11 protein-coding genes are annotated in these 13,536 nt (G+C 44.9%); 8 read left to right on the forward strand and 3 right to left on the reverse strand.

Features of this window, described 5'->3' with window-relative positions:
* Positions 1-33 precede the first annotated feature (33 nt).
* Positions 34-1,134, forward strand: coding sequence for an AAA family ATPase (locus ACZMB2_RS02665; protein WP_487595384.1), 1,101 nt, complete (start codon positions 34-36; stop codon positions 1,132-1,134).
* Positions 1,115-1,663 (forward strand): hypothetical protein, encoded by a 549-nt coding sequence (locus tag ACZMB2_RS02670; RefSeq protein ID WP_487595385.1) that lies wholly within the window; start codon positions 1,115-1,117, stop codon positions 1,661-1,663. The genes ACZMB2_RS02665 and ACZMB2_RS02670 overlap by 20 nt, the downstream gene beginning before the upstream one ends.
* Before the next feature lie 95 nt (positions 1,664-1,758).
* On the opposite strand, the gene ACZMB2_RS02675 is transcribed toward ACZMB2_RS02670, so the two are convergent.
* A complete protein-coding gene (locus tag ACZMB2_RS02675; RefSeq protein WP_487595386.1) occupies positions 1,759-3,117 on the reverse strand; it encodes an MATE family efflux transporter in 1,359 nt (452 codons plus the stop codon).
* Between the two features lie 151 nt (positions 3,118-3,268).
* On the opposite strand from ACZMB2_RS02675, the gene ACZMB2_RS02680 reads away from it, so the two are divergent.
* Genes ACZMB2_RS02680 through ACZMB2_RS02690 form a run of 3 tightly spaced genes read left to right on the forward strand, consistent with a single transcriptional unit; the run spans position 3,269 to position 7,024 of the window.
* Positions 3,269-4,555: a sedoheptulokinase gene (locus tag ACZMB2_RS02680; RefSeq protein ID WP_487595387.1), complete on the forward strand. Its 1,287-nt coding sequence runs from the start codon at positions 3,269-3,271 to the stop codon at positions 4,553-4,555.
* Positions 4,556-4,581: 26 nt separating this feature from the next.
* Positions 4,582-5,922, forward strand: a complete 1,341-nt coding sequence (locus ACZMB2_RS02685; protein ID WP_487595388.1) for an MATE family efflux transporter — start codon at positions 4,582-4,584, stop codon at positions 5,920-5,922.
* Between the two features lie 40 nt (positions 5,923-5,962).
* On the forward strand, positions 5,963-7,024 hold the full coding sequence (locus ACZMB2_RS02690) for a M20/M25/M40 family metallo-hydrolase (protein WP_487595389.1): 1,062 nt from the start codon (positions 5,963-5,965) through the stop codon (positions 7,022-7,024).
* Here ACZMB2_RS02690 and ACZMB2_RS02695 read toward each other — a convergent pair.
* Positions 7,016-8,368 carry an MATE family efflux transporter gene (locus ACZMB2_RS02695; protein WP_487595390.1) on the reverse strand — a complete coding sequence of 451 codons (1,353 nt, stop codon included), beginning with the start codon at positions 8,366-8,368 and terminating at the stop codon, positions 7,016-7,018. The genes ACZMB2_RS02690 and ACZMB2_RS02695 overlap by 9 nt on opposite strands.
* Positions 8,369-8,529: 161 nt before the next feature.
* On the opposite strand from ACZMB2_RS02695, the gene ACZMB2_RS02700 reads away from it, so the two are divergent.
* Together ACZMB2_RS02700 and pdxR are read left to right on the forward strand one after the other, a co-directional pair.
* On the forward strand, positions 8,530-9,876 hold the full coding sequence (locus tag ACZMB2_RS02700) for an MATE family efflux transporter (RefSeq protein WP_487595391.1): 1,347 nt from the start codon (positions 8,530-8,532) through the stop codon (positions 9,874-9,876).
* Positions 9,873-11,270 (forward strand): MocR-like pyridoxine biosynthesis transcription factor PdxR, encoded by a 1,398-nt coding sequence (pdxR, locus tag ACZMB2_RS02705; protein WP_487595392.1) that lies wholly within the window; start codon positions 9,873-9,875, stop codon positions 11,268-11,270. The genes ACZMB2_RS02700 and pdxR overlap by 4 nt, the downstream gene beginning before the upstream one ends.
* A gap of 62 nt (positions 11,271-11,332) precedes the next feature.
* Here pdxR and ACZMB2_RS02710 read toward each other — a convergent pair whose 3' ends face one another.
* Entirely contained in the window at positions 11,333-12,202 is an 870-nt protein-coding gene (locus ACZMB2_RS02710; protein WP_487595393.1) for a phosphoribosylaminoimidazolesuccinocarboxamide synthase, read from the reverse strand.
* A gap of 274 nt (positions 12,203-12,476) precedes the next feature.
* Between ACZMB2_RS02710 and ACZMB2_RS02715 the strand changes: the two genes are divergently transcribed.
* Entirely contained in the window at positions 12,477-13,439 is a 963-nt protein-coding gene (locus ACZMB2_RS02715) for an AraC family transcriptional regulator (protein ID WP_487595394.1), read from the forward strand.
* The last annotated feature ends 97 nt before the right edge of the window (positions 13,440-13,536 follow it).

Genomic DNA, 13,536 nt, shown 5'->3' on the forward strand with positions numbered 1-13,536 from the left:
AAACCGCATACTTAATAATCAGAGGGTAAAAATATGGCGATTAAATCAATAGATATTTTAAATGTGATGGTCTTTCAGAGACAATGGCGGAAAAATAATGGGGATTGTAAAATAGGGGAAGTAAAAACAGGAGATAAAATTTCAGATGCATTTCATTTAGGCTTTTGCAATGGAATTAACGTATTGATAGGTGAAAATGGTGTAGGAAAAACGACAATTCTTAAAATGATTTATGCAGCAACACAGTGGTCGTTTGAAAAGACAAATCCAGGAAAAACAAAGAGATTGTTAGATTTTTTTTCTAATAATTTGAAAAATTCAGAGATGCTGAAAAATACAGAAAGTGACTATTGTTACTATAAAGTATCTGATGGGACACACGTATTTGAAGATAGTCTGACGCATGAAAAAATTTTAGGATATGAAGACTGGTTAGGGTTGAATATTCCGTCGGTATATATTCCAACAACAGAAATGCTTTCTCATTCAAAGGGATTTCTTGCAATGAATCAAAAATATACTATGCCATTTGATGGGACGCAGATAGATATTGTAGTAAATGCCTCCCTTCCGGAAACAAGAGAAATACCGGAATCATGCAAAGCAATTCTTGATGAATTAAGTGCAGCGATTGATGGAACGGTTATACAGGAAGACGATGTATTTTATGTGTTAAAAAAAGATGGAAGAAAGATTGATTTCTCATTGGAAGCGGAAGGCTTACGGAAACTGGGATTGCTTTGGAAACTGATACGAAATGGATTACTTGAAAAAGGATCAGTTTTGTTATGGGATGAGCCAGAGGCAAATTTGAATCCGGAATTGTATCCACTGGTTGCAGGAGTTTTGCTTAAACTGCAGGAAAATGGTGTGCAGATATTTGTTGCAACACATAGCTATAATTTTGCAAAATATTTGGAAATCCGGCGTAAAAATAGAGAGCAGGTGATGTTCCATAATTTATATAAGGGCACATCGGAATTACCAGATTCATTAAAAGACATGTCAGAAAAAAATGAAGAAACAGGTGAAGAGGAAGTTTACAGTAATTCTGCATACAGAATGGAGGATCTGGAAGCCAATCACATCATGATGGCTGATAATAGTTTACTGGATGAAGTATATCGGCTTTGAGGAAATGAAAATGAAAAAAATTTTTACCGATGAAAATGAAGAGTATGGATTGGATTGTTCGCAGGCTATTTGGGCATCAGATCAACTTCATCAGATTTACCATGATGCAAAAGTACAGCTTTCAGATGCAGATTTTATGATTGAAAATTCCGAAAATGTTGTGATAATGGAATATAAAAATGCCAACACTGAAAAAGCGGTGGAACTTAGTTATAAGACCAAGCCATTTAATCCTATGGAAGATAAAAAGGTAGGTTCAGTAATTCGAAAATTTTATGATTCTTATCACTATCTGTATCTTTTGGGTAAGCGAAAACCAGTACATTACATTTATGTGGTAGAAGCACCTGGAAGTGATTCTACGATGAGAAAAAGGTTAAGAGGGCGTATGAAAACGTTGCTTCCATTTTCACTGCAGGAGAGTCTTGATACAGGAATAAAAATGATTGATAAAGTGGATGTCATGAGTATTGCGGAATGGAATAACGATGATATTTATGGAAAATATCCATTTGTCAAATTAAAATAAGTTTTCAAATAGTACTAGGAGCGTTCCAGATGTACCGACCACCTGTATTTCAGCAGTCGGTATACCTGGAATTATTCATTTTTTACGACAGGTATTTACTGAATTTCCGCCAGTGCTTTCTTAAACTGAACGGCAAACAGAATGCATGTAAAGGTGACAGCGATTACATCTGCAATGGGCTCAGCCATATAGACGCCGGTGGTGGGATTGGATACCACATGAGGCATCAGGTAGATGAGCGGAAGCAGCAGAACAAATTTCCGGACAATAGCCACGATGATAGAGTTGACTGCTTTTCCAAGAGAGGTAAAGGTCATCTGGCAGGCAATCTGGATGCCGAAGAGTCCCAGACCTCCGAAATAAATGCGAAGTGCCGGTGTGGCGAAAGCTAGCAGGTCAGCGTCGGAAGTAAAGATGCTGACAAATACCTGCGGCACCAGCTGTACGGCAACCCACAGAAGGAGGGAATAGGTCAGGCAGGTACGAAGCAGCAGGTGGAAGGTTTTCCTCACGCGGTCTGCATTTTTTGCACCGTAATTATAACTGGAGATAGGCTGCGCACCCTGGGCAATTCCCTGAAGCGGAAGCATGGCGAACTGCATGACACTGGTCAGGATCGTCATGGTTCCAACTGCAATATCTCCGCCATAGCGAAGCAGGGAAGAGTTAAAGCAGACGGCGATGACACTCTCACTTGCCTGCATAATAAAGGCAGCAAGACCAAGAAAAATACAGGGCAGAATGGTTGCAGCTTCCAGCCGTAAATGATTGATACGGATATGGAGCTGGGTTTTCTTGCCGCAGAGAAAGCGGATGACCCACACGCAGGAAATCGCCTGGGAGAGAACCGTTGCAAGGGCAGCTCCCTGTACGCCCATATGGAATCCGAAGATAAACACCGGATCCAGAATGATGTTGCAGACTGCACCGATCAGGACGGAGACCATAGAAATGGTGGTAAATCCCTGGGCAGTGATGAAAGCATTCATGCCAAGGGTCAGCTGTACGAACAGTGTTCCGAATGCATAAATCTGCATGTAAGCGGTTGCATAGCTGATGGTGTTGGAACTTGCACCAAAGGCCAGCAAAAGCGGTTCATTAAATCGAAGCAGGATTGCGGTCAAAATGCAGGAAATGATGATCTGCAGTGCAAAACAGTTGCCTAAGATCTTTTCTGCGGATGTCTGATCTTTTTTACCCATAAAAATAGAGGCTCTCGGTGCGCCGCCGGAGCTGACCAGTGCGGCAAATGCCGATACAATCATGATAATCGGCATACAGACGCCGACGCCTGTGAGGGCAAGACTTCCTACGTCTGGAATGTGTCCGATATAGATGCGGTCTACGATATTGTAGAGCATGTTAATGAGCTGTGCGACTACCGTGGGGATGGAAAGTCGGAATAACAGCTTTCCAATGGGTTCAGTACCTAAAAAATCTTCCTTATTCTGCATGAGCAGTGTCACTCCTTTAAATTCCTCTTTTTTTAGAAAGTTCATTTTTGAACTAATTAACATCATAGAGCAGGAAAGGAAGAATGTCAAGCTGTAAAAACTTCTGGTGTGTGTTATAATTTGGATAATAAATTTTTATGGGAGCATGTAAATGAAGGTATTGGGCATTGATATCGGGACCACCACCATCAGTCTGGTAGTGCTGGATCCGGAGCAGAAGAAAGTATGGGAATCCAGAACCATTTCCAATGGAACATTTATGGAGACTGCGCGGGAATGGGAACGGATACAGGATGTAAATAAAATCGTTGAGAAAACAAGGAAAGTCCTGGAAGGACTGCTGCATGCTTATCCGGAGGTGTCGTCCATCGGTCTGACCGGACAGATGCACGGAATCCTCTATGTGGATCGGGAGGGCAGATGTATCAGTCCTTTGTATACCTGGCAGGATGGTCGGGGTAATGTGCCGGATGAGCATGGGAAGACTTTGACAGAGATGGTTCGGGAGAAGACCGGGATTACGGTATTTACCGGATACGGTCTGGTAACTCATCTATGGAACCAGCTGTACGGAGAAGTACCGGAAGAAGCAGTGGGGATCTGTACTATCGCAGATTATCTGGGCATGTGTCTGACCGGACGGAAATGGCCCCTTCTACATGCCAGCAATGCAGCGAGCCTTGGATTCTATGATGTGAAAGAACATGTTTTCCGCAGAGATATATTGCAGAATCTGGCGGTGAATACGGAGATTTTGCCGGAGGTATGCCAGAATTTTGAGCAGCTGGGTACTTACCGGGGCATTCCGGTGACTGTGGCAATCGGAGACAACCAGGCAAGTTTCCTTGGTTCCGTGGGCTTGAAAGAAAGAACTTTATTATTAAATATGGGAACCGGTGGACAGATTTCCGTGCTGTCGCCGAACTATTTTGAAGCGCCGGGCATTGAGGCAAGACCCATTACAGAAGGAAACTATCTTCTGGTGGGTGCATCTCTCTGCGGCGGACGGGCCTATGCGATCCTGGAGCGGTTCTTAAGAAGTTGTGTCGGAACGGACGAGTCCCAGTATGAAAAAATGGAACAGCTGGCGAGAGCCGGACAGCAGCAGAAAGACCGGATGAAAGTGAATACCACCTTTAACGGAACAAGGGTTCATCCGGAACTTCGTGGAAGTATTCTGAATGTGAGCGAAGAAAATTTTACCCCGGAAGGGCTGGTGTATGGAGTGCTGGAAGGAATGGCAGCTGAGCTCTATGAAATGTTCCGGGTGATTCGGGAAGAAACCGGTATTCAGGCAGAACACCTCATTGCTTCCGGCAACGGTCTTCGGCGAAATCCGGTGCTGCAGGAGATCTGCTCAGATATGTTTGGAGCTGTGCTCACTCTGGCGGATTACAGGGAAGAGGCTGCCTGCGGAGCAGCCGTGAGCAGCAGATAGAAGAATGAAGATAAGGATAGTAATCAATGAATGAAAAGAAAAATACAGTATTAATGACAGAAGGCGGCATTTTTAAGAACCTTCTCTTTTTTGCGACGCCGCTGATCCTGGGCAATCTGCTGCAGCAGATGTACAATGCAGTGGACTCGATTATTGTAGGAAATTATGTGGGAAGTAATGCACTGGCAGCAGTCGGGGCAGGTGCCTCTCTAATCTATCTGCTGATTGCATTCAGCCTGGGAGCTTCTGTAGGCGCAGGAGTGATCGTTTCCCAGTATCTGGGAGCGAAAGAAAAAGAGGGGGTTCATAAGGCGGTACATACAGCGATGACAATCTCGATTATTCTGGGACTGATTCTGACAGCAGGCGGTATTTTGTTCAGCCGGAAGTTGCTGGTGATGATGAATACACCAGCGGAAATCTTGGATGATGCAGCCTGTTATCTGCGGATTTATTCTTGTGGACTGATTTTTAATGTGGTTTATAATATGGCGGCTGGAATTCTGAATGCGGCAGGAAATTCCAGAAGATCGTTGATGTATCTGGCAGCAGCGGCTGTGGTCAATATTTTTATGGATCTGCTGTTGATTGCAGGCTTGAAGATCGGTGTGGCAGGAGCAGCCATTGCGACCAACTTCAGCCAGGCAATCTCCTGCATTCTGGCACTGTGGTTCCTGTTCCGGGTTCCGGCGGATTACCGGATTTCGTTGAAAAGTCTTCGGATTCACAAAGCGATGGCGCTACGTATTATCCAGATAGGTCTGCCTACCGGAATCCAGAATATGGTCATTTCCTTTTCCAATATACTGATTCAGGCAAGCATTAATCAGTATGGGGCAACGGCGGTGGCAGGATTCAGCGCATATCTGAAGATTGACGGCTTTAACATTCTTCCGGTGTTGAGCTTCAGCATGGCCATCACGACTTTTATCGGACAGAACTATGGAGCAGGCAAATATGATCGTATGAAAAAAGGTATGTGGGTGACACTGCTCATGGGAATTGTGTATACAGTGCTCACAGGAATTCTTCTGCTCACCTTCTCGGGGCAGATTATGAGGTTGTTCTCCGAGGATGTGGGTGTAATCGCCTATGGTCAGACAGCTATGCGGTATTTTTGCCCGTTTTACTGGATTCTGGCAATTCTTCATTCGCTGGCGGGAACGGTGCGCGGGACCGGAAAGAGCATACCGCCCATGGTGGTGCTTCTTGTTTCACTTTGCCTTTTCCGAATCGTATGGATTCAGCTGGTATTGCCGTATTATACGTCTATTGAAGGAATTTTCATTCTCTATCCGGTTTCCTGGCTGGTGGGAGCAGTGTTGATGATTCTCTACACCTGGAAAGGAAAATGGATAGAATTATGACAGAAAAGGTGTATTAAAATAATACAGGAGTGTGAACGTCATGGATACATATATAAGAGAACAGATCACAAATTTAAGACATACGCTGCATGCCTGTCCGGAGATATCCGGTCAGGAGAAGCAGACAAAAGAGACTCTGCAGAACTTTTTGACAGCGCATACCAGTCTGGAACTTCATGATTGCGGAAAAGGCTTTTATGCAGCCCATAGAGAGGGCACAGGAAATGGAATCGCATTCCGGGCAGATTATGATGCACTGGCGCTTCCGGAAGGAGGAGCCGCTCATCTCTGCGGGCACGATGGACATGCATCGGCACTCTGCGGCCTGGCATTGATGCTGGAAGGAAAGACGGCAGGCAGAGATGTATTTCTCTTGTTCCAGCCTGCGGAGGAGACCGGTGCAGGAGCGTATCCATGCACAGAATTATTTGAAAAAGAACAGATTACAGAGATCTACGGCGCACACAATCTTCCAGGCTTCGCATTTGGGCAGGCCTATACCAGAACGGGAACCTTTGCCTGTGGATCAGAAGGTATGACGTTAAAATTCCATGGAAAGGCAACTCATGCGGCTTATCCGGAAAATGGTCTGTCCCCGGCTCATGCAGTGGGTGAGCTGTTAAGACAGGTGCCGGAGATCCTGACACCGGAACACTATACCGGCATGGTGCTCTGTACGGTCATTGGCGTGCAGATGGGTGAAAAAGCTTTTGGCGCGGCGGCAGCAGATGCGGAAGTCTGGCTGACTCTCCGTGCAGAGCATGAAAAGGATCTGGAGCTTTTGCGGGAGATGGTTCTGAAGGCTGCGAAGGAGCTGGCAGAAGCGGATGGACTTGGATTTTGGATGGAAGAGCAGGATATCTTTCCTGCCACGGAAAATGATCCGGTCTGCGCGCAGAAGGTCATGGAGAAGTGCAATGGAAAACATCTGGAAGTTCCCATGCGTTGGAGCGAGGATTTTGGACATTATTTAAAGAAGTGTAAGGGAGCTTTCTTTGGAATTGGAGCCGGAAAGGATCACCCGGCGCTTCATACCATAACATATGAATATCCGGATGATCTTCTGGAAAAGACAGCAGAAGCCTTCTGGAATTTAATTTAAGCGCTGAAACTCCTTCTCGATCTGTTTCATTACATAGAGATAGGAGATGCCGGTAAAAAATCCGGCAGCCATCCAGGCGGCGGGATCTGCAAAGCAGGCCAACGGATAGCTTAAAACCTTCATGGCAAGGACGGAAACAATCAGTCTTGCAACTAATTCGGCAACGCCGCCCATCATGGGCAGAAAGCCATATCCGCAGCCCTGCATGATGTTTCGGAAAATAAAAATGGTACAAAGAGGCAGGAAAAAAGCTGCACACATATAGCAATAAGTCGTTGCCCAGGGGAGCATGGCATTCATGTCCACATTGCCGGAGAAGAACAGATGGAGGCAGGGTTTTAACAGCAGGATCAGGACGGCTGCTGCAGCAATGGAGTAAATAAACTCTGCGATCAGGGCAGCACGGACACCTTCCCGGATTCGTTTCAGATTACAGCAGCCGTAGTTTTGTCCGCCGTAGGTTGCCATAGTCTGCCCCATGGCAACCATGCCCTGGGTCAGAATATTCTGAAGCTTTCCAGCGGCGGTGTAAGCGGCAACTGCCTCGGAACCGAAAAGGTTGATGGCAGACTGCATGATCATGGTGCCGGAAGCAGTGATGGCGAACTGAAATGCCATGGGAATGCCGGCAGCTAATTGGGGGCTGGTATCCTGCGGAGAAATTTTCCATTGATCAGGATCCGGTTTCAGATCCGGGACTTTCAGCCAGATATAGACTGCACAGAGGACAGCGGAAATAGCCTGCGACAGGTTGGTTGCCCAGGCAGCTCCGGCTACTCCCATTTGCAATTTCACTACAAACAGGAGATCCAGTACTACATTCAGGCAGGCGGAGAACACTAGGAAAAATAACGGCACCTGACTGTTTCCCACGGCCCGCAGGTATGCAGAGAACAGATTATAAAAAATATTGGCTGCAATACCAATGCAGATTACGATAATGTAAGAATACGCCATCTTATAAATATTATCCGGTGTATTCATAAGGCGAAGAAGAGGCTTCATGATAGAGGCAGAAAAGGCGGTCAGAATCATGGCGGAGATCACAGATAAGAGAATGCCATTGGCTACATTTCTTTTTACGGCTGTGTGATCAAGAGCTCCGTATTTCTGGGAGACGCGGACAGAAAAACCTGCGGTGATGCCTTGAGAAAAACCGGTGATGAGAAACATAATGGTTCCTGTAGATCCGACAGCCGCCAATGCGTCTGCACCTACAAAACGCCCCACAATGATGGTATCAACCATATTGTAAAGCTGCTGAAAAACATTTCCTATAATAAGCGGTATGGTAAACATCAGGATCACCGGAAGCGGTTTCCCTTTGGTCATATTCAACTGCATACATATTCCTCCATAAAAAAACGGTTACAAATATTCGCTGGAAAATTGTAATCGTGTAGATAGAGTTTGTCAAGAACTTTCCGAAATATTTGCGCTGTTATTTTTCAAAGGAATATGCTAAAATCAGATAGCATATGTCAAAAACAAATGAGGTGAAAAAGATGTCTACATCTATGATAAATGGAAGTCCGTTGAAATCCATGCTGCGGTTTGCACTGCCGCTTTTGATTGGAAATCTCTTGCAGCAGACTTATAATATTATTGACGCTGCCATTGTCGGACAGACACTGGGAGCAGATGCACTGGCCAGTGTGGGAGCCAGCAGCAGTGTGCAGTTTCTGGTTCTGGGGTTCTGTATTGGAATCTGTGCCGGATTTGGAATACCGGTTGCAAAATATTTTGGCGCCGGGGATTATTATAAGATGAAACAGTACGTATATAACGGGGCATTACTGACGGCTTGCGCAGCAGCGATTGTGACTGCAGCCTGTGTACTTTTGTGCGGATGGATTCTGCGTATTCTGTCGGTGCAGCCAGACATCTATGGGAATGCCTATGCATATCTTCTGATTATTTTTCTTGGACTTCCGTTTACGCTGATGTATAACTACCTGTCCAGTATTTTAAGGTCAGTGGGGGACAGCCGGACACCGTTTCTGTTTCTGGCATTTTCTGCTATTCTGAATATTTTTCTGGATCTGTTTTGTATTCTTGTAATGCACCTTGGATGTGCGGGGGCTGCCATTGCAACGATTACGGCACAGGCTGTCAGTGGACTTCTCTGTATTGTGTTTATTGCAAAAAAGAAAGAGATTCTTTGGCTGGCAAAAGAACACAGAAAGGGAAGCAGGGCAGTGTCAGCAGAACTTCTGGCCATGGGACTTCCTACAGGACTGCAGTATTCCATTACTGCGATTGGAAGTATGGTGATGCAATCTGCCAACAATGGACTGGGCAGTATCTATGTATCTGGATTCACGGCAGGTATGCGGATTAAACAGTTTGCCATGTGTCCGTTTGATGCCATCGGAACAGCAGTATCTGTATTTTGCAGCCAGAATCTGGGTGCCGGACAGTACGACCGGATTAAGAAAGGTTTAGGAGAAGGAATTGCCGCAGGCGTTGGATACGGATTGCTGGCGGGAATACTGATGATTTTCGGAGGAAGGACCCTGTCCATGATCTTTGTGAGCCGTGATGCGGTGGAGGTACTGGATGCATCGGCAAAATATCTCCGTTGTATGGGATATTTCTTCTGGACCCTTGGTATTCTGAATATTACCCGTATGACCACTCAGGGACTTGGATATTCCAGCAGAGCCTTTTTCTCCGGCGTGACGGAGATGATTGCCAGAACCATTGTGAGCATTGGTTTTGTGGGAACATTCGGTTTTACAGCGATCTGTTTTGCGGATCAGACAGCATGGGTTACAGCTTGCTGTTATATTGCGCCGACCTGCTTTTACTGCGTGAAAAAAGTTAGCAGGGAAGAGAAAGAACGTGCATGATAACTTATAATCTGATGAATGCAGGGACAGACTCCCTCTACGAATATTTGTGCAAATGTATTAAAAAAGATATTATCAGGGGAACTCTAAAACCGGGAGAGAAGCTGCCTTCTAAGAGAATCTTTGCCTCTAATCTGGGGGTCAGTGTGATCACTGTAGAAAATGCCTATGCCCAGCTGGTAGCAGAAGGTTACATCTATTCCGTGCCGAAAAAAGGATTTTATATTGCGGATGTGGGGATGCTAAAGACGAAAGATCACGCAATGGTTCTGGAAAAGGCAGCTTCGTTGCCTGTAAAAGAGATTGCCTGGTTTGCAGATTTTTCCAGCAATCAGACGTCGTCAGACCTGTTTCCCTTCACTATCTGGTCAAGAGGTGTACGTGAGATTTTGAGTGACAGCCGGGTGGAGCTGATGAAGAACTCTCCCTGTGGAGGGATTTCTGAATTGCGGGAAAATATTGCCCGGTATCTGTGGGATTTTCGCGGTATGTCTGTTCGTTCAGAGCAGATCATTGTGGGAGCCGGGACAGAGTATCTTTATGGACTTTTGATTCAGCTTCTTGGCAATGATAAGGTCTACGGTGTGGAAAATCCGGGCTACCGGAAATTGGAAAAGATCTATGGAAGCTATGGGGTGCCCTGCGAATGGATTTCTATGGATGAGGCAGGAATTTTGGTGCAGGAACTGGAAGAGAAGAATGTGGATATTATTCATATTACACCGTCCCATCAGTATCCGACAGGTATCGTCATGCCGGTCAGCAGACGTTCGGAATTGCTTCAATGGGCAGCTGATAAAGAGGAACGATATATTATTGAAGATGATTACGACAGTGAGCTTCGTCTGAGTGGACAGCCCATTCCGACTCTGCAGGGCATGGATGTATCGAACCATATTATTTACATGAATACTTTTACCAAGACGTTATGTTCCACAGTCCGGATCAGCTATATGATTCTGCCGGAAAAACTGATGACGCGATTTTATCGGCAGTTGTCCTTTTATTCCTGTACGGTTTCAAATTTTGAACAATATACGTTATCGCGTTTTATTGAAGAAGGAAAGTTTGAAACTCATGTGAACCGCCTTCGCAACCATTACCGGAAAAAAAGGGACCTTCTGATGGAAGCCTTAAAGAGAAGCCGCCTGAAAGACCGGACGACTGTGTCAGGAGAAGAGGCAGGACTTCATTTCCTGATGCATATTAAGACTGATCTGCCGGAGGAACAGGTAATAGCGAATGCCAGAGAGAAAGGCATTCGGTTAGTACCACTTTCCAGTTATTATTATGGAACAGCGAAAGAAAAAAATGTGTATGTGATGAATTATTCCTCCATCGATATTGAAAAGGCAGATGAGATCATGGAACGGATCTGTACCAGCTGTGAATAAAAAGAAGTGTCAATCCGTGAAAGGAACTTCCCAGTCCCTTTTCACGGATTGACACTTTGGTTTTATAAATCTTTTCCGGTAAGCATTTTGTATGCCTGCAGGTATTTCTCGATGGTCTTGTCCACGATTTCCTGCGGAAGTGTCCAGTCGTTGTCCGGATTAGCTTTGAGCCAGTCACGTGCGAACTGTTTATCGAATGACGGCTGTCCGTGACCTGGTTCATAACCTTCAGCTGGCCAGAAACGGGAGCTGTCCGGAGTCAGCATCTCATCACCGATGACCAGATTACCGTTCTCATCAAGACCAAATTCAAATTTGGTATCTGCGATGATGATGCCTTTGCTCAGCGCATATTCAGCGCATTTCTTATATAATGCAATAGTGCTGTCACGCAGGAGTGTTGCATATTCTTCGCCTTTTCCGGGGAAATATTTCTCCAGATGAGCAATGCTCTGCTCAAAAGAAATATTCTCGTCGTGATCACCGATCTCTGCTTTGGTGGACGGTGTGTAGATAGGTTCAGGCAGTTTGTCGGATTCTTTCAGACCTTCCGGCAGTTTGATGCCGCAGACAGTACCGTTCTCCTTGTAGCTTGCCCATCCGCTGCCGGTGATGTAACCACGGACGATGCATTCAATAGGAAGCATATTGAGTTTCCGGCACATCATGGATTTGCCTTCGAACTTCGGCTGCTGGAAATATTCCGGCATGTCTTTCACGTCAACAGAGAGCATGTGGTTCGGCAGGATGTCTTTGGTCATATCAAACCAAAATTTGGACATCTGTGTCAGAACGGTACCTTTCTTTGTAACCTCGTTGTGCAGGATCACATCAAAACAGCTGATGCGGTCCGTAGCAACCATGATAAGGCTGTCGCCATTATCATAAATCTCGCGTACTTTACCTTCTTTGATCGGCTTTAATTCCTGCATGTTTTGCACCTCTTCATTTAAGATTGTAGATGAAATTCTCTGTAAAAAGTACCATTGTTTACCGGGTGCTGTCAAGACGAAATTTGCACTATATTTTATGGGAAAAAAAGAAAATGCAAAAAAAGATAGTTTTTTCCATAAATGAGAACCTTAAAAGAAATTTGTTATTTTGTTATAGTAATCTATAGACATTTTGGGGGTCTGGGGATAAAATAACCGGGAGGGCAATCTGGTTGATAATCTCATAATTCAACTTTTTGGGGGTGACATCATTGTGGATGAGAAAATGATCAGCGAGCTGCGAAAGAATTCTGCACAACATTGGAAAAAGATCGTAGAGAAATATGGCAGCAATGGAAAAGATACGGTAATGGATTATAAGGATTTTCTGCAGGGTCGTCAGGCGGCTTCTGTAACCCTTCATGGGTGCAGCGTAGAACTTCCGGTACACAGACAGAACTTTATTGAATTTATTTATGCTTATGAAGGACGTATCGTCACAGAGATCGATGGCAAGGAACTGGTGCAGGAAAAAGGGGATATTCTGCTTATGAACCAGTATGTGGAACATCGTGTAAAACCAACAGGCAATGAAAATGAAGCACTGATTCTGGCGGCACTTCCGGATTTTTTTGAAAAACCTTTGGAAATGATGAAGAAACAAAGTCTTATTACGGATTTCCTGACCAATATGCTCCGGCAGAACAGTAAGAAACCGGAATATCTCATGTTCCATCTGAATGATCAGCGGGCGCTGGAAAATCTGGTAGAGAATCTGACAGTGTCTCTTTGTGATGAAGATGGCAGTAAGAATTCCGAGATCAGCCAGTATACTATGGGACTGATTTTTCTATACTTAAGTGAGCATATGGATCGTGTGGCGCAGAATTCATCCCAGAGTTATAAATCAATTATTATTAATGAGACGCAGAAATACATAGAGCTGCAGTACCGCACGGCAAGATTAAGTCAGATTGCAGAGGATTTTCAGTTGAGTCTTCCGGCATTGAGCAAGTTAATTAAAGAAGGAACGGGAAACACATTCCAGGAACTGCTCATGAAGAAACGGTTCGAGAGGGCGGCAGAGCTTCTCATAGACACGAATCTTCCTGTGGAGGAGATTGCGTTGAATGTGGGTTATGAAAATCAAAGTTATTTTCATCGTCAGTTCAAAATGAGATATAATATCACACCTCGCAGATATCGGTTGGTTCACAGACGAAAGATGGGACGCTGATGACAGGAGGCATGCTTTTACAAATTGTGAAGGCATGCCTTTTCTTTTTCTTGAAATCCCTGTATAATAAAGTTTTAATGGAGAATGGAAGAAGGGC

The sequence above is a fragment of the Hominiventricola sp. genome (assembly GCF_057604405.1).

Bases quoted from the DNA above. Each gene is read 5' to 3' on its own strand.
- ACZMB2_RS02665 (WP_487595384.1), top strand. From the start codon at position 34: ATGGCGATTAAATCAATAGATATTTTAAATGTGATGGTCTTTCAGAGA.
- ACZMB2_RS02670 (WP_487595385.1), top strand. From the start codon at position 1,115: ATGAAGTATATCGGCTTTGAGGAAATGAAAATGAAAAAAATTTTTACC.
- ACZMB2_RS02675 (WP_487595386.1), bottom strand. From the start codon at position 3,117: ATGCAGAATAAGGAAGATTTTTTAGGTACTGAACCCATTGGAAAGCTG.
- ACZMB2_RS02680 (WP_487595387.1), top strand. From the start codon at position 3,269: ATGAAGGTATTGGGCATTGATATCGGGACCACCACCATCAGTCTGGTA.
- ACZMB2_RS02685 (WP_487595388.1), top strand. From the start codon at position 4,582: ATGAATGAAAAGAAAAATACAGTATTAATGACAGAAGGCGGCATTTTT.
- ACZMB2_RS02690 (WP_487595389.1), top strand. From the start codon at position 5,963: ATGGATACATATATAAGAGAACAGATCACAAATTTAAGACATACGCTG.
- ACZMB2_RS02695 (WP_487595390.1), bottom strand. From the start codon at position 8,368: ATGCAGTTGAATATGACCAAAGGGAAACCGCTTCCGGTGATCCTGATG.
- ACZMB2_RS02700 (WP_487595391.1), top strand. From the start codon at position 8,530: ATGTCTACATCTATGATAAATGGAAGTCCGTTGAAATCCATGCTGCGG.
- pdxR (WP_487595392.1), top strand. From the start codon at position 9,873: ATGATAACTTATAATCTGATGAATGCAGGGACAGACTCCCTCTACGAA.
- ACZMB2_RS02710 (WP_487595393.1), bottom strand. From the start codon at position 12,202: ATGCAGGAATTAAAGCCGATCAAAGAAGGTAAAGTACGCGAGATTTAT.